The sequence below is a fragment of the Planotetraspora phitsanulokensis genome (assembly GCF_016863295.1).
In the GTDB taxonomy this organism is placed as follows: domain Bacteria; phylum Actinomycetota; class Actinomycetes; order Streptosporangiales; family Streptosporangiaceae; genus Planotetraspora; species Planotetraspora phitsanulokensis.
The window spans coordinates 1-16,564 of sequence record NZ_BOOP01000019.1 but is presented as its reverse complement, the minus strand read 5'-3'; the positions used below and the strand labels follow the sequence as shown (position 1 = coordinate 16,564).

Annotated in this window: 12 protein-coding genes, 1 tRNA gene and 1 pseudogene; 13 read left to right on the top strand and 1 reads right to left on the bottom strand. The window is 71.8% G+C overall.

Features of this window, described 5'->3' with window-relative positions:
- Nucleotides 1-107 precede the first annotated feature (107 nt).
- The 4 genes from Pph01_RS19985 to Pph01_RS19970 all read left to right on the top strand — a co-directional run bounded on the left by Pph01_RS19985 (nucleotide 108) and on the right by Pph01_RS19970 (nucleotide 4,490).
- Entirely contained in the window at nucleotides 108-1,406 is a 1,299-nt protein-coding gene (locus Pph01_RS19985; protein ID WP_204074650.1) for an acetyl-CoA hydrolase/transferase family protein, read from the top strand.
- A gap of 27 nt (nucleotides 1,407-1,433) precedes the next feature.
- Nucleotides 1,434-2,624 carry an acyl-CoA dehydrogenase family protein gene (locus Pph01_RS19980; RefSeq protein WP_204074649.1) on the top strand — a complete coding sequence of 397 codons (1,191 nt, stop codon included), beginning with the start codon at nucleotides 1,434-1,436 and terminating at the stop codon, nucleotides 2,622-2,624.
- Nucleotides 2,625-2,706: 82 nt separating this feature from the next.
- A tRNA-Ser gene (locus Pph01_RS19975) sits at nucleotides 2,707-2,774 on the top strand.
- Nucleotides 2,775-3,113: 339 nt separating this feature from the next.
- The gene (locus Pph01_RS19970) at nucleotides 3,114-4,490 is read left to right on the top strand and encodes a YncE family protein (protein WP_204074648.1); all 1,377 of its coding nucleotides are present in this window, start codon (nucleotides 3,114-3,116) and stop codon (nucleotides 4,488-4,490) included.
- A 251-nt stretch (nucleotides 4,491-4,741) separates the two neighbouring features.
- Here the strand turns inward: Pph01_RS19970 and Pph01_RS43375 are convergent, their stop codons facing one another.
- The gene (locus tag Pph01_RS43375; RefSeq protein ID WP_204074647.1) at nucleotides 4,742-7,504 is read right to left on the bottom strand and encodes an ATP-binding protein; all 2,763 of its coding nucleotides are present in this window, start codon (nucleotides 7,502-7,504) and stop codon (nucleotides 4,742-4,744) included.
- 76 nt (nucleotides 7,505-7,580) lie between these two features.
- Here Pph01_RS43375 and Pph01_RS19960 point away from each other — a divergent pair, with 76 nt between their 5' ends.
- The 9 genes and pseudogenes from Pph01_RS19960 to Pph01_RS19920 all read left to right on the top strand — a co-directional run bounded on the left by Pph01_RS19960 (nucleotide 7,581) and on the right by Pph01_RS19920 (nucleotide 16,413).
- Nucleotides 7,581-10,382 (top strand): helix-turn-helix transcriptional regulator, encoded by a 2,802-nt coding sequence (locus Pph01_RS19960; RefSeq protein ID WP_204074646.1) that lies wholly within the window; start codon nucleotides 7,581-7,583, stop codon nucleotides 10,380-10,382.
- 98 nt (nucleotides 10,383-10,480) lie between these two features.
- Entirely contained in the window at nucleotides 10,481-11,014 is a 534-nt protein-coding gene (locus Pph01_RS19955) for a helix-turn-helix transcriptional regulator (protein WP_204074645.1), read from the top strand.
- A gap of 160 nt (nucleotides 11,015-11,174) precedes the next feature.
- The gene (locus tag Pph01_RS19950; protein ID WP_204074644.1) at nucleotides 11,175-11,966 is read left to right on the top strand and encodes an alpha/beta hydrolase; all 792 of its coding nucleotides are present in this window, start codon (nucleotides 11,175-11,177) and stop codon (nucleotides 11,964-11,966) included.
- Between the two features lie 76 nt (nucleotides 11,967-12,042).
- On the top strand, nucleotides 12,043-12,846 hold the full coding sequence (locus tag Pph01_RS19945) for an alpha/beta fold hydrolase (protein ID WP_239116859.1): 804 nt from the start codon (nucleotides 12,043-12,045) through the stop codon (nucleotides 12,844-12,846).
- A gap of 55 nt (nucleotides 12,847-12,901) precedes the next feature.
- Entirely contained in the window at nucleotides 12,902-13,690 is a 789-nt protein-coding gene (locus Pph01_RS19940; RefSeq protein ID WP_204074643.1) for an oxidoreductase, read from the top strand.
- Between the two features lie 27 nt (nucleotides 13,691-13,717).
- Nucleotides 13,718-14,041 (top strand): annotated as a pseudogene (locus Pph01_RS19935) (alpha/beta hydrolase fold domain-containing protein); the annotation flags it as partial.
- Entirely contained in the window at nucleotides 14,038-14,763 is a 726-nt protein-coding gene (locus Pph01_RS19930; protein WP_204074641.1) for an alpha/beta fold hydrolase, read from the top strand. The pseudogene Pph01_RS19935 and the gene Pph01_RS19930, both read left to right, overlap by 4 nt.
- A 313-nt stretch (nucleotides 14,764-15,076) precedes the next feature.
- Nucleotides 15,077-15,355 carry a hypothetical protein gene (locus Pph01_RS19925; RefSeq protein ID WP_204074640.1) on the top strand — a complete coding sequence of 93 codons (279 nt, stop codon included), beginning with the start codon at nucleotides 15,077-15,079 and terminating at the stop codon, nucleotides 15,353-15,355.
- Between the two features lie 41 nt (nucleotides 15,356-15,396).
- Nucleotides 15,397-16,413, top strand: coding sequence for a sensor histidine kinase (locus Pph01_RS19920; protein ID WP_204074639.1), 1,017 nt, complete (start codon nucleotides 15,397-15,399; stop codon nucleotides 16,411-16,413).
- Nucleotides 16,414-16,564 lie beyond the last annotated feature (151 nt).

Here is a 16,564-nt window from a genome sequence, read left to right as displayed (position 1 = left end):
GGGTGGACCACTGAGGCGCCAGATAACCGGACTTGGACGTCCGGCATGGAGGATGACGCATCTTCGCGGTGGGCGACACCCGTGCGGTCTTTGCCAAAAGGGGGCGCATGATGGGGGAGCGCGGGCGGGCCGTGACGATGCGGCCGGGACGTCAGGAGGACGTGCTGGCGCTGGTGACACCAGGCGCCGATCTCATCGTGCCCTCGTATTGCGGTGAGCCGCAGACGGTGATCGACACTCTGGAAACGCACGCGAGCGATCTCGAAGGCGTACGGGTGCATCAGATGGACGCGTCGCGCCGGCGCCGCTACATCGACGGGGCCTATCCGGGCCGGCTGGAGCACGTCAGCTACTTCCTCGGACCGGGATCGCGTGACGGGTACGCGGCCGGCACGGTCGAGTTGGTCCCCGCACACTTCAGCGAGGTGCCACTGCTGCTGCGCCAGACGACCAAGCACGTGATCGTCCTAGCCGCGGCCAGCCCACCTGACCAGCACGGATACTTCAGCCTCGGTACAAACGCCGACTACGTCGCCTCGTTCATCGGTGAAGTCCCGTTCTTCCTCGAAGCGAACCCCCAGATGCCGCGCACCTACGGCGGCAACCAGGTGCACATCTCCCAGGTCGCCGGCTGGTGCACGGCGGACTACCCGCTGCCCGAGGTGAGATCGGCCGCCTCAGACGAACGAGACCGGCGGATCGCCGAGTTCATCGCCGAGCGGGTCCCCGATGGGGCCTGTCTGCAGATCGGAATCGGCAGCGTTCCCAACGCCCTGCTGCCCACGCTGCGCGACCATCGTCATCTCGGCGTCCACAGCGAACTGCTGGTCGACGGGATGGTGGATCTCGCGGAGGCGGGCGTGCTGACCGGTGGGCACAAGCACCGGCGGGCTCGTAACAAGCACGTGGCCACACTCTGCCTGGGGACACGTCGCCTGTTCGACTGGATCGACGACAACCTGTCCGTGGCGCTGCTGCCGGTCGAATGGGTCAACGACCCGCGCGTCATCGCCGGGGAGCCCAACATGATCTCGATCAGCGCCACCAGTGAGGTGGATCTGATGGGGCAGGCGGCGAGCGAGACGATCGCCGGGCGGTACTGGTCGGGGTCCGGCGGCCAGGCCGACTTCGCACGCGGCGCGCTGTACTCCGAAGGCGGCATGGGCTTCCTGGTGACGCACGCGACCACCAGCAGCGGTATCAGCCGGATCACCGCCACCCTCACTCCGGGCAGCGCGGTGACCAGCCTGAAGAACACCGTCGACCACGTCGTCACCGAGTACGGCGTGGCCTGCCTGCGAGGACGCAGTCTCTCCCAGCGCGCCGACGCGCTGATCCGGATCGCCCATCCCGACCACCGCGACCGTCTCCGCCGCGACGCCCGCTCCGCCGGGTTCCTGCACTGAGGAGCGACACACGGGAAGGAGGCCGATATGCCTGATCTGTCAGTGGATTACCTCGATCTCGACAGCCTGCTATCGGCGGAGGAGCTCAAGCTGCGAGACCACGTCCGCGAATTCGTACGCGCCCGGATCACGCCGAACATCGCGCGCTGGTATGAAGACGCGTACTTCCCGAAGGAGATCGCGCCCGACATGGGCGCGCTCGGCCTGCTCGGCATGCACCTGACCGGCTACGGCTGCCCCGGGCACAGCTCCGTCGAGTACGGCCTGGCCTGCATGGAGCTGGAAGCCGGCGACTCCGGCATACGCACTTTCTCCAGCGTCCAGGGGTCGCTCACCATGACGGCGATCCACATGTTCGGCTCGGAGGAGCAGAAGCAGCGGTGGCTGCCCGGCATGGCCGCCGGTGACCTGATCGGCTGCTTCGGCCTCACGGAACCGACTGCGGGCAGCGACCCCGCCGAGATGCGCACCACGGCCGTACGGGACGGCGACGGCTGGGTGCTCAACGGCGCCAAACGGTGGATCGGGCTGGCCACGATCGCCGACGTTGCGGTCATCTGGGCCAAGACCGCCGACGGAATCAGCGGCTTCCTCGTTCCCACCGGCACCACCGGGTTCACCGCCACGCCGATCCAGCCCAAGTTGGGCATGCGCGCCTCGATCCAGGCCGACATCACCCTGACCGGCGTACGCGTTGGCAACGAGGCCGTCCTGCCGGACGCCCACGGCCTTCGAGCCCCGTTCACCTGCCTCAACGAGGCGCGATACGGGATCATGTGGGGGGCGATGGGCGCGGCCCGCGACGCGTACGAGGCGGCGCTCAAGTACGCCTTGGAACGCCACCAGTTCGGCGCGCCGATCGCCGCGTACCAGCTCACCCAGCAGAAGCTCGTCGACATGGTGCTGGAGATCCAGAAAGGGACGCTGGTGGCGTTGCACACCGGCCGCTTGAAGGACGCCGGCATGCTGCGGCATGAGCAGGTCTCGTTCGGCAAGTTGAACAACGTCCGGCAGGCCATCGAGATCTGCAGGCAGGCCCGCACGATCTTCGGCGGCAACGGCATCACGCTCGACTACTCACCGCTGCGGCACGCGAACAATCTTGAGGCCGTACGGACGTACGAAGGCACCGACGAGATCCACGCCCTCATCATGGGCCAGGCGATCACCGGGCTGCCCGCGTTCGTCACCGCGCCCTGCCAGTCCGCGAGCACATGAGGTGACGGCAACAGTGACGGCAACGTCGGCCACCATAGGCACACGCTGGGCACCGTAGAGCACTATCCAGCTCCAGTTCACGGGCGGTCAGCAGGGCGATCGCTACGCCTGGAAAGCGGAAGGTCGGCAGTTCGACCCTGCCCCTGACCACAGCACCTGAACAGCCCAAACGCCCCGAGCGATCATCGCCCGGTGCGTTCTTGTATGGGTTTGACGACAACGCTGACGTGTCCGCCAGGCCGTCTCGGGGCTCGGCAAACTCTCGTAGGCGCTGGCGTCAGGTGGTCATGGTGAGCAGTGCTCGCATGGTCTCGGCCGGGGTGACGCACCGGAAGCTGATGTCGTCGTCAAGCATGTCGGCAGACGCGTCGTTGAACAGTGATGGCGTTGCCCGCGAGAACGGACTAGTGAAGGCGCATACACCAGGATGCCATGCCCGAATTCATAGGCGGCTAGGGTTCTTCCCCGAAGGGCGATCGGGGAGGGCTTATGCGGATTCGTAGGGTTACCGTGCTCGGACTCGCGGTAGCGACGGTGTTCGGCGGCGGCGTCACCATGGTCGCGCCCACCGCGCAGGCGGAGATCACGCCCGTGCAGAGCGTCGGTGCCCAGCTACCGGTGCAGGACTTCCGCGCCATCGAGCTGGACGAGGACCGGGGCCGGCTCTACCTGGCGCAGGGCGTCGGCGGCGGCCTGCCCCTGGTGGTCACGGATCTCGATGGCAAGCCGGAGACCCGGGTCGACTCGGTCACAGACATATCCGACCTGGCGCTCAGCGACGACGGGAGCACGCTGTTGGCCGCGCAGGGCTTCGACCGGGTCACCGCGCTGGACGCGCAGTCGCTGACCGTTCGCGCCACGTACCCGGCGCCCAAAGGCGCGTGCGTGTTCAACGTCGAGCCGAGCGGCGACAAGGTGGTCGGCGGGTTCCGCGACTGCGGGATCGGCTCGGGCGGGCTGCTGGTGTGGTCGGCACCTGGTACCGCGCCGGTGGTCTACACGCAGGGACCCAACTACGAGCCGGTGATTGATGCCAGCCGCGGCGCCCCGGGCCTGCTGGTCGCCGGGGACACCGGCATCTCGCCGGTTACGACCTACGTCATCGACGTGTCCGGCGACAGCCCCAGGATCGTGGCCCACCGCGACGACACCGGCGAGAACCTCGAGGACTACGCGCTGAGCCCGGATGGCTCGGAGGTGGTGGAGACGACCGGGTCCCCGTACGAGCACCACTCGTACCGGATGCCCGACTTGGCCGACGCCACCACCTATCCGAGTGGGGTGTACCCGGCGGACGCGGCCTGGTCGGGCAACGGCTCGACCGTCGCGGTTGGACGGTCGCAGACCGGTTCCTTCGACCCGGACGTGCTGATGTACGCCAAGGGGAGCACGACGCCGACGTACGCGGTCGACTTCCGCGACGGTGATGTGCTCTGGCCCGGCACCCTGCTGGTCAACCGCGCCGGCACCCGGGCGTGGGCGGTCAGCTACAACGACGTGTACCAGGACACCCAACTCCTGCACTCGTTCGGCATCGGGCACGCGCCCAACCCGCCGGCAACCAACCTCGGCGTGAGCGCGAGCACCGGCTCCGGCTCCGGCAAGGGCACCGCGAACATCACCGTGACGTGGACGTCCCCGATCTCGGTCGGCCAGGTGTCGAGCGAGCAGTACTACTGGTGGATCACCGCGTCCACGAACGGCGGCCCGGAGAAGGAGATCTGGCGCGGCAACATGAACTCGACCGGCCGGTACAACCTGAGTTACTCACTGCCCAAGGGCACGACCACGTTGAGGGTCCGGTTCCATGACAACGAGGGGTGGTACCCGGACGGGTACGCGACCGCGACCGTGGGCGGCAAATGACGCGCGGCTGATCGACTGACACGAGCGCGCGGGTTTGCCGCCCGCACCGGAGCGGCAAGCCCGCCCGCGTCGGCCTCCGCGTGTCAGGCCGGGGTACCGGTGCGGTCACCTTCGACGTTGACCGCTGAGTGGGGTTCCGGCGACTGTCCACACCAGACAGTCGCTCGGTCCCTGTACCCCACAGGGCGACCGCGAACACGACACACCCGATGCCGAGCAGCACGCCGTGCCCGACCCGTACCGCCGGCGGATCAGTCCGCCCGGTCCCGGCGGAGGGAGGGCAGGTCCGCCCGGGAGTCGATGCCGAGCTTGGGCAGCAGCTGCGCCAGGTGTGCGCCGACCGTCCGGCGGGACAGGTAGACCTGCTCGCCGATCTCCTCGTCGGACAGGCCCTCGGCGGCGAGCCGGGCGATGTGCAGCTCCACCGGGGTGAGCTTGTCGCGGGCCGCCAGGACGCGGTCGGCACTGGCCTCCCCGCAGGCGCGCAGCCCACGCCGGGCCCGGTCGCTCCACGGCACGACGCCCAGCGCGTCGAACGTGTCGCGGGCGGTGCGCAGCAGCGGCCGGGCCGCGCCGGGATCGCCCTGGTCCAGCAGCCACTCGCCGTAGGCCAGCTGCACGTACGCCCGGGCGAACGGCCAGCGGGCGTGGTCGGCGGCGAGCGCGTCGGCGAAGGCGGCCCGTGCGTCCGCCGGGTCGGCGAGCAGCGCCCGGGCGAGCGGCAGGCCCACGTGCAGCGCGGGCGCGGGTGTCGTCCGCGCCACCTCCTCCAGTTCGCGCAGCACCGCCCGCGCCGCGCCAGCGTTGCCGCTCCCGGCGGCGGCGTCGGCGAATGCGGCCGCCACATAGCAGCGCAGCGCGAGCTGGTACGACGGATCGGCGGGGTCGTGGATCCGGAGCAGCTCCTCGTACGCCTCCGCGTGCCGACCTTCGCCCAGCGCCGCCAGACCGCGGGCCATCTGCACGGTGGCGAGCACCGGCCGTACTCCGGGGGTGACGCTCATCGCCTCCGCCCGCGCGGCGAGTTCCCGGGCGCGGTCCGGTTCGCCGCGCAGCGCCGCGAGCATCGCCTGGGTGGACACGGCGGTGCCGTACATCTGCGGCTGGCCCGTTTCGAGGGCGAGGCGGGCCGCCTCCTCGGCGGCCGGGATCGCCACGTTCAGGTTGGTCCGGAGCACCGCGCTCCACGCCTGCTGGGCGAGGGAGCGGGTGAGCAGGTAGAGCCGTCCCTGCGCGCGCAACCCCGGCAGCGCCGCCGCGGAGAAGATCTCCACCTGCTCGAACGCCCCGACGATCACCGATGCGGAGCCCAGCAGCCGGGCCGCCTGCGGGTCGATGACGGGCTGCGTTGCCAGCTTCCGCAGCCCGGCGATGACCACGGCGCCGCGGTCGAGCGGCGCGGCGTACGCGAGAATCGCCAGCAGCAGCGGGTTCTCGGCCGGCACCGGCAGGCTTTCGGCGGCCGCGACGATCCGGAGGCGCGCCTCGGCGCCCGGCTCGATCCAGAAGCACTGCAGCGCGGCGCTCCACAGGATGCGTAGCGCCTCCTCGGGCCGACCGTCGGCGGCGACCGACTCGGCGAGGGCGGCGAGCACCTGCGGGCCGGTCGCCCGGCCGTCCGAACCGTCGTCGAGGGTGCCCCGGATCCACCGCAGCCGGGCCTGCTGCCGGGAGGTGAGCGGCAGCAGCTCGGTCTGGCGCAGCAGCCGCACGACGACGTCGCGGCCACCCAGCTCGACGGCCTGGTCCGCCGCCCGGAGCAGCCGGTCGGCCCGCCGGCGCGTGTCCTCGGTGAGCTTGGCCGCCTGCTCCAGCGCGGTCACCGCCTCGGTCGGGGCGCCGCGCTGCGCGACGCGGACGGCCATGGTGTCCAACTCGGCCGCGATCTCCTCGTCGGGCCGGGCGGCGGCGGACGCGCGGTGCCAGATCCGGCGGTCGGCGGCGCGTTCGCCACTCTGCCGGGCGAGCGCCTCGGCGAGCGCGGCATGGCCCGCGCGGCGCTGCGGCAGCGTCGCGGCCTGGTAGATCGCTGAGCGCATGAGCGGGTGCCGGAACCGGATCTGGGCGGCGTCCGGCTCGATCAGCCCGGCGCGAATCCCCGGCGCCAGGTCGTGGTGCGCGACGGGCCCGGCGGTGAGGACGGCGGCGGCCGCGATCGCCTCCTCCAGCGCGGTGCCGTCGTCGAGGACCGCGACGAGCAGCAGAGCTCGCGTGGCGGCGGGCAGGTCGCCCAGCCGGGCGCCGAAGGTACGCTCCAGCCGCTCGGTCAGCGGCAGCCACGGCGAGGAGAGCAGGCCGGCCCCCTGGTCGCGCCATTCGCCGGTCAGTTCCACCAGCGCGAGCGGGTTGCCGGCGCCCTCGTCGAGCAGCCGCCGCCGGGTCCGCGGATCCATGCCGGGGGCGCGCGTGTCGAGCAGGCGCGCCGCGGCCGCGTCCGGCAGTGGCCGCAGCACGAACTCGGGCAGCCCGGCCTCGGCCAGCGCGCAGGGCACGCCGTCGCGCAGTGTGGCGAGCAGCGCCACCGGCTCGGCCTCCAGCCGCCGGGCGACGAAGGACAGCACCCCGGCCGTGGGCGGGTCGAGCCACTGGCCGTCGTCGGCGAGCACCAGCAGCGGAGCCCGGCTCGCCGCCTCCACCAGCAGGTTGAGCGTGGCGAGCGCGACCAGGTACAGATCGGGGACGGGAGCGTCGATGAGCCCCAGCGCGGCCGCCAGCGCGCGCCGCTGCGGATCGGGCAGCGCCCCGTCGTCCAGCCGGGCGGGATGCAGCAGGCGGTGCAGCCCCGCGTACGGGAGATGGAACTCGGCCTGCGTGCCGGCCGTGGACAGCACCCGCAGCCCGGCGTCCCGGCCGGCGTCCGCAGCCGCGGTGAGCAGTGCGGACTTGCCGATGCCGGGCTCGCCGCGGATGACCAGTGAACTGCCTCCGTCGCGAAGCCCGCGGAGGAGGCCGGAAAGCCGGGCGATCTCCGGCTCTCGCCCGAAAAGTGCTGATTTGGCGGATTCACCGGACATGGTGACATAGTCTCCTGGTGCCGCCTTCCGGTCGAACGGGCCCCGGCACATGCGCACGCATCGTCGAGAGGGAATCGTGTCCGACGACGTCACCGCTCAGGGACCCCGGCCGGCGCACACGCCGCTGCACGGCCGGGACGCGGAACGACACGCGATCGACGAGGTGATCCGGCGGCTCGGCGCGCGGCTCAGCGACACGCTCGTCCTCGCCGGCGAGCCGGGCGTCGGCAAGACCCGCCTGCTGCAGACGGCGGCTGCGGCGGCCTCGGCCGCGGGGCTGCGGGTGATCACCATCTCCGGTGTCGAGTCCGAGCTTCCGCTCGGCTTCGCCGCGCTGCACCACCTTCTCGCGCCGTTCCTCGATCGGCTCGAACGGATCCCCGGTCCCCAGGGCGACGCCCTGCGGCGGGCGTTCGGGCTGATGCACGGGCCCCCGCCGGACCAGTTCCTGATCGGTCTCGCCACCCTCAGCCTGCTCGCCGAGATCGCGTCCGACCGGCCACTGCTCTGCCTCGTCGACGACGCGCACTGGCTGGACCGCGACTCCGCCCAGGCGCTCGCGTTCGTCGGCCGGCGGCTGCACGCCGAGGGGGTCGGGGTGCTCGTCGCGCTACGCGAATCCGGGGCCGCACTCTTCGAGGGCCTGCCGGTGCGTCCCGTCCGCGGGCTGCGTGACGCGGCCGCCCGCCGGCTGCTCGCAGAGTGCGTCGCCGGGCCGCTCGACGACTCGGTGGCCGAGCGGGTGGTGGAGCAGACCGACGGCAACCCGCTCGCGCTCATCACCCTCGCCACCGCCCTCTCGCCGGAGCAGCTCGCGGGCCACACCGAGCTGCCGGTACGGCTCCCGCTGGGCGCGCACCTGGAGACGTACTTCCTGGGCCAGGTCCGGGCGCTGCCCCCGGCCACCAGGGAGCTGCTGCTCGTCGCCTCGATCGCGCCCGCGCACGACCAGGCGCTGCTCTGGCGGGCCGGGGCGCTGCTGGGCCTGTCCCCGGTGGTCGCCGACCCGGCGCTAGCCGAGGGCATCCTGCTGCTCGGCGACCTGGCCGGCGGCAGCGTCACCTTCCGGCACCCGCTCATCCGGGCCGCGGTCTACAACGCGTCCACACCGGCCGATCGCCGCCGCGCGCACCGCGCGCTGGCGGACTCCAGCGACCCCGTGCTCGACCCCGACACCCGGGCCTGGCACCTCGCCGCCGCCACCGCGGGCACCGACGAGGGCGTCGCCCGGGACCTGGAAGCCTCCGCCGAGCGGGCCGGAGCGCGCGGCGGCCACACCGCCCAGGCCGCCTTCCTGGCCCGCGCCGCCGAGCTCAGCCCGGACGCACCGGCGCGCGGCGGCCGGCTGCTCGCCGCGGCCGGGGCGTTCCTGGTCGCCGGGGACATCGCGGCGGTCCGGCGGCTGCTCGACCAGGCGCGGCCGCTGCTGCACACCCCGGTCGCCCGGGCGATGGGGGAGCGGCTGCGCGCCGCCGTCACCAACTTCGACGAGGGGGCGGCGCACGCGCCCGCGATCCTGATGGCCGCCGCCGCCGCGCTCGGCGGCCGGGACGCGCGGCTGACCCGGGTGATGCTCCGGGAGGCGCTGGAGACCGCCATGGTCGCGCTGGAGCAGACGGTCGGCACCACGCCGCTCGACGTGGCCCGTGCCGTGCTCGCCGATCCGGCCGATCCGGCGGGGACGGTGGCCGACCTGCTGGCCCGGGCGTTCGCCACCCGGGTCACGGCCGGGTACCGGGCCGCGGTGCCGCTGATGCGGGCCGCGGTCGCCGAGCTGTGCACGGCGGAGCGGCTCAGCGAGGAGGGCATGCCGCTCGCGCTGCTCGGCGCGCTCGCCGCCGACGAGCTCTGGGACGAGCAGGGCCGGTCCACCCTGCTACACCGGCTGGCGGCGTCCGGCCGGGAGAGCGGGGCGCTGCACGCGCTCCGGGTGACGCTCACCCTGCTCGCCGGCAGCGAGCTGCGCGCGGGCCGGCTCGCCGTCGCCGACGCGCACTACGCCGAGAACTTCGACCTGTACGCGATGAGCGGGGTGATGCCGCCGGGCGGCTCGCAGTGGCAGATCGAGCAGCTGGTCTGGCAGGGCCGGGAGCAGGAGGCCCGTGCTGCCGCCGACCAGATCGCCGTCGTCGCGGTGCACAACGTTCCGGCCCTGGTCAACCAGGCCGCCCTGGCCATGACGGTGCTGGAGCTGAGCCTCGGCAACTACCGCGAGGCGCTCGACCGGGCCCGCCCGCTGTTCGACCGCGACCCGCCGGGCAACGGCAACCGGGTGCTGCCCGACCTGGTCGAGGCGGCGGTACGGGCAGGCGACCCCGACACGGCCCGGCTGGCGCTGGCGCGGCTGGAGGAACGGGCGCCGATCAGCGCCATGCCCTGGGGACTCGGCCTGCTCGCGCGCAGCCGAGCGCTGCTCGGCGAGCAGACCGGCGGCGACGCGGAGCCGCTCTACCGGCAGGCGCTGGAGCTGCTCGGGCGTACCCGGATGCGCATCGACCTGGCCCGCACCCACCTGCTGTACGGCGAATGGCTCAGGCGGCACCGGCGCCGCGGCGAGGCCGGGGCGCAGCTGCGCACCGCGCACGAGATGTTCGCCGCGATGGGCGCCGGGATCTTCACCGAGCGCGTCCGGGTAGAGCTCGCCGCGACCGGCGAGCGGGTCGCGCCCCCGGCCGCGCCGGTCGGCCCCGTGCTCACCCCGCAGGAAACCAAGATCGCCACTCTTGCCGCCGAGGGCGCGACGAACGCGGAGATCGCCCGGCGGCTGTACGTCAGCACCTCGACCGTCGAGTACCACCTCACCAAGATCTTCCGGAAGCTGCGGCTCACCTCCCGGCGGCAGTTGCGCGAGCTGTTCACGGACGGCCCCGCCCGCTGACCCCCGGCCTCTGGACACACTGGGGTGTTTCCCTGATTCGGCGGCCCGCCCCGGCGCGGTTCCATGAGGACGACCGGTCAACGTAGGGGGAGGAAACGGTGCTCGCTCACGATCCGCACACCGCCGGGCCCGGCCGGCATCGGGCTTTGCACGCGCATTTCCTTGAGGTACGCCGGAAGGCGAAGGGGCCCGTCGCCGTCGTCGACGCCCACACCATGTTCGTGAACAGCGCCGCTGCGGGCCTGCTGACGTCCGCGGACAGCACGCTGCTGTGGGAATGGGCCAAGCGGCGGCTGAGCACCGGGCCGGCGCTGCGGGACGCGCGGCTGACCCTGCCGTCGGGGACGCTGACCGGGCGGTGCGAGGGCGTCTACGACGACGGTGTCCTGGCCGCCGCGGTGATCTGGCTGGTGGGCCGGCCGATCGAGGCGGGGCCGACCTGGTCCCGGCTCACCGATTCGGAACGGACCGTCGCCGAGCACGTCGCCAGGGGGCTCACCAACCGGGAGACGGCCGCCCTGCTGTTCATCTCGCCGCACACGGTCGACTACCACCTGCGGCAGGTGTTCCGGAAGTTCCAGGTGCGGTCCCGGGTGGAGCTGGCCCGGCTGATGGCGATCCAGGCCGGCTGAGCCCGAAATCGCGGGTTCACGACGTGCGGGGCCCGGATGGTCGAGGACTACGTGTTCACGTGGGGTGGCTCGCAGGCCGGATCCCTAGCGTGATGGGTGCACCCGCGCTCGGCACGGCGTCCTGATCCTCCGGGCGTACGTCCGTTCCTGAGAGGTCACCATGAGCACTCCCGTCATCTTCATCCACGGACTGTGGCTGCACGCCACCTCCTGGACCGCCTGGACCGACCTGTTCCAGGAGGCCGGCTACACGCCGAGCGCGCCCGGCTGGCCCGGCGACGGCGCGACCGTCGAGGAGTCCCGGGCGAACCCGGACGCCATCGCCGGTCACGGCATCGACGACGTCGTCGAGCACTACGCGAAGATCATCAATGGTCTGCCGGAACGGCCGATCCTGATCGGCCACTCGTTCGGCGGCATGATCGCCCAGAAGCTGCTCGGGCTGGACCTCGCGGCCGCCGCCGTCGCGATCGACGCCGCGCAGATCAAGGGCGTGCTGCCGGTGCCGCTGACCGCGCTGCGCTCGGCGCTGCCGGTGTTCCGCAACCCGGCCAACCGCAACCGCGCCGTGTCGCTCACCGAGGAGCAGTTCCGGTACGCCTTCGGCAACGCCGTATCCGAGGAGGAGTCCGCCGAGCTGTACCGGCGCTGGAGCATCCCGGCGCCCGGGAAGCCGCTGTTCGAGGCCGCGGCGGCCAACTTCGACCCGCACTCGCCCGCCAAGGTGGCGACCGGGAACGAGGCCCGCGGGCCGCTGCTGCTGATCACCGGCGGCCGGGACCACACCGTGCCCGAGGCCGTGACCCTGTCCACCCTGAAGCAGTACCGGCACTCCAGCGCGGTGACCGACTTCCACGAATTCCCTGACCGGGCACATTCGCTCACCATCGACGGCGGCTGGCGCGAGGTCGCCGACTTCACGCTGGCCTGGCTCGCCCGCCAGTCGCTCTGAACTGGATCTACGAAGAACATCCGGCCGAACTCACCCGGCGTCTGCTCGCCTTCCTCGACTGAGAGCTGGATCCATCATGATGAACCCCCTCCGCCGGCGCGGTGTGATGATCGCGCTGGCCGTCCTCGCCCTGTTCACGCTCGGCGTCCCGGCATCGGCCGCCAGCCGTCCCGACCGCCCTAAGCCGACCATCGTTCTCGTGCACGGCGCCTGGGCCGACGCGTCGAGCTGGTCGGACGTGACCGGCCGGCTGCAACGGCTCGGGTACACCGTGCTCGCCGCGCCCAACCCGCTGCGCGGGCTCAGCGGCGACGCCGCGTACCTGTCGGCGTTCCTCGCCCAGCGGACCAGCGGCCCGGTCGTCCTGGTCGGCCACTCCTACGGCGGCGCGGTCGTGACCAACGCGGCCGGCACCGACCCCGACGTGAAGGCGCTCGTCTACGTCAACGCGTTCGCGCCCGACGAGGGCGAGACGGTCCTCGGGCTGCAGGGCGGCGGCGACCCCAGCGCGCTGTTCGACGTCGTGGCCTACCCTGGGGCGCCGGCCGGAGACGTCGACCTCTACATCAAGCCGGCGGTGTTCCCGCAAGCGTTCGCCGGTGATCTGCCGGCCGCCACGGCCGCCCGGCTGGCCGCCGAGCAGCGCCCGATCGCGCTGAGCGCGCTGCAGGAGCCGTCCGGGCCGCCCGCCTGGAAGAAGCTGCCGAGCTGGTACCTGGTAGGCACGAAGGACGGCATCCTGCCGCCGTCGCTGCAGCTCACCATGGCGAACCGGGCGCACAGCCATGTCACCGAGGTCGCCGCGTCGCACCTGTCGATGTTGTCCCGGCCGCAGGCCGTGGTGGACGTCATCATCGCCGCCGCCAAGTCCGTCCGCTGAACCCGCACGCGGCCCCGCCCCAGGGGCGGGGCCGCGTCCCGCAGAAAGGCCCGTCATGGAGCTGCATCTGTCAGGCAAGACCGCCGTGGTCACCGGCGCGAGCAAGGGCATCGGGCTGGCGATCACCCGGGCGCTCGCCGCAGAGGGCGTCAGCGTGACCGCCGGAGCGCGGCACATCAGCGCCGAGCTGTCCGAGTTGGCGGCGGGGGGCCGCGTCCGCCCGGTCGCGGTGGACCTCGCCACCCTGGACGGTCCGGCCGAACTGGTCGAGGCCGCACGTGCGGCCTTCGGCGGCCTGGACATCCTGGTCAACAACGTCGGCGCGGTACGCCCGCGCACCGGCGGCTTCGCGTCCGTCACCGACGTGGACTGGCTCGCCACCCTGACCGTCAACTTCCTGTCCGCGGTGCGCGCCACCCGCGAGGCGCTGCCGCTCATGCTCGGCCGCGGCGCCGGCACGATCGTGTCCGTCAGCTCGGTCAACGCGTCGCTGCCGGACCCGCTGGTGATCGACTACAGCGCCGCAAAGGCGGCCCTGGCCAGTTTCAGCAAGTCCCTGTCGAAGGAGTTGGGCCCGCACGGGATCCGGGTCAACACCGTCAGCCCCGGGCCGGTCGCCACCGACCTGTGGCTCGGCGCGGACGGCGTCGCCGCCACGCTCGCTCGCCACAACGGCGGCGAGTCGCACGCGGTCGCGAAGCAGGCCGCCGCCGACTCGGTCACCGGCCGGTTCACCCGCCCGGACGAGGTCGCCGACCTCGTCGTCCTGCTCGCCAGCGAGCGCGCCGGCAACGTCACGGGCGCGGACTTCGTCATCGACGGCGGTCTGATCGGCACCCTGTGACCCGGGCGGACGGCGGCGCTCACCTCGTCGGTGAGTTCGTGGGCGGCCAGAAGCGCCGTGAGGGTCCGCGCCGAGATCACGGTCTCACCGCTGCGCGCCACCCTGGACGACCTCGAAGGCCTGCAGCCCGCGTTCGTCGACGAGAACGACGTGCTGCGCGACGAGGGTGAGGCCTACGCCCGGAAGCTGACCGCGGCAGGGGTGCCCACCACCAGCGTCCGCCACAACGGCACCCTGCACGACTTCATGATGCTCAACCCCGTCCGCTCGACCGCGGCGGCAGGCGCCGCCGTCGCCCAGGCCATCGAGGTACTCGAGGCCGCCCTGACCTTCGGAAAGGCGAACTCATGACCACCACAGAACAGCCCGTCGTCGTCCTCGTCCACGGCGCCTTCGCCGAGTCGGCGAGCTGGAACCGCGTCATCCAGCGTCTGCACGGCCGCGGGCTGACCGCCGTCGCGGCAGCCAACCCGTTGCGGAGCGTGGAGGGCGACGCCGCCTACGTGCGCGACGTCATCGCCGGCATCGGACGGCCGGTCGTCCTGGTCGGCCACTCCTACGGCGGCATGGTGATCAGCCAGGCGGCGTCCGGCAACGACGCCGTGCAGGCCCTCGTGTACGTCGCCGCCTTCACGCCCGAGCCCGGAGAGAGCGCGCTGCTGCTGTCCGGCAAGTTCGAGGGCAGCACTCTCGGCGGCGCGCTGGTCGCCTACCCCGTCGCCTCCGGCGGCAACGAGTTCCGGATCGCCGAGGACAGGTTCCACCACCAGTTCTGCGCCGATCTCGACGCCGATGAGGCCGCCCTCATGGCGGCGACCCAGCGGCCGGTGACCGAACAGGCGCTGACCGACGGGCTGACGGTGAGCGAGCCGGGCTGGCGTGCCAAGCCGTCCTGGTTCGTCCACGGCGATCGCGACCTCAACATCCCAGCCGAGGCGCTGAGGTTCATGGCCGAACGCGCCGGCTCGCGCGGAACCCGCGAGATCGCGGGCGCCTCCCACGCCATCGGGGCGTCCCAGCCCGACGCAGTGGCCGCAGCCGTCTTCGACGCCGTCGGCCACGTACAAGGCTGAACGAAGGGGCGGCGTGGCCGGGCACGCGGCGAATGAGAAGCCGCCCGACCACGGCTGCTCGCTCTGGCGGCTCGCGGTTCATCGCTGCGACAGATGTGGGCGATCGCTGGGAGGCGAGGCGGCCGAAGCGGCGGGGGAGCCGATCGGGCTCCGGGACGTGATCGGAGGCCAGTCCATCCGGCACGTCGATCTCAGGGGCCGGCGCGCTTGTGGCGCCGTCGTCAGGGTCACGCATAACCCGGATCTTCCGGAACACGTTGACTGGGAGCAGCACTCACACCCTATTCGGCAGATTCCGACATACAGTCGCTAAATGGGCTGTAATAACCTTGCCGCCCGAACGGTGACCCACGAGGGCAGGACCACCCGGATCGGGGTCCACGCCCTGGGCGTCATCGGGGAATTCTTGCGCGCCCGGCGTAAGGTCACCATTCCCAGGCAGGCGGGGCTGGTCTACTCCGGTCTCCGCCGGACAGTCGCCCCCGGAAGCCCTTCAGAACAGGCGCTCGCGACGCTGTCCCGTACCGTCGAGCACGGCGTCGACCTCGATCCTGTGCTGTCTGTCCACAGCCACATCCGGGGCTATGGGTGATCACCTTGAGCGCATGGCATCACTACTCCATCAAAACCCGTGTGACCACCGTGGCGAGTGCGGTCGTGGCGTTGGTCTGCGTTTCCGCCACCCTGCTGCTGCTGATGGACGCCCCCCAGCCTCCGCTCTATGGAAGCGCGGCCGTCCTGGCCGGACTCATCGGCGGTTCACTCCTGCTGATCGCGGCCACCGCGCTAGGGACGTACTGGATGATGAGCAAGACCCTCCAGCCGGTGTGTGCCATCAGCGGAAAACTCGCCATGATCCGGCCTTCCAATCTCAGCGAGCGGGTTCCGCTGCCGCGCCATGACGACGAGTTCAAGGAACTCGCACAAGTCACCAACCAGACGTTGGAATGGGCCCAGACGGCGATTCAGCAGCAGTTGAGGTTCGCCTCGGACGCCTCCCATGACCTGCGCAACCCTCTCGCAGCCATGCGTACCGAGATCGAGGACGCACTCATGAAGCCGGAGGAGACCGACTGGGTGGAAACCGGCGACAGGCTGCTGGAGTCCGTCGAGCGGCTACAGGACTTAGTGACCAACCTGCTGGACATCTCACGACTTGACGCGGGCATCATCGGTCAGTACGACCTGCTCAACCTCGCCGTCCTGGTGGACGGCGAACTCGACCACCGGCAGCGCGACCACCAGAGAAGCACGCTCAGGGTGGTCAGGAGGTTCAGCAGCGGCGTGATGGTCAACGGCGAGCGGATCAGCTTGGAGCGGCTGCTGCACAACCTTCTTGACAACGCCGAACGCCACGCCCGCTCCATCGTCACGGTCACTGTCGAGCACCGGGGCGACGCGGCGGTGCTGGAGGTCTACGACGACGGGAGCGGGGTGCCGACCGAGCATCGGGAAATCATTTTCCAGCGCTTCGCCCGCCTGCAAGACGCGCGTGCCAAGGACGCCGGCGGCAGCGGCCTGGGCCTGCCTATCGCCCGGCAGATCGCCGAAGCCCATGGCGGCACCCTCACTATCGAAGACAGCCCCTCCGGAGCACGGTTCGTCGCACGCTTCCCCCGGCCGGCCGCGCTGGCGGCGAGCAGCAGGTAGAGGGTGAAGGATCTACCAGTGCCAGTGGGCTCCGGCTCAACCCAGCGGCCGATTCGCAGGCTCCGTTCACCTACCGCGATGAGTTCGACCCTGCCCCTGACCACAGCACCTGAACAGCCAGAACGCCCCGATCCGATCGGCGCTTTCTAGG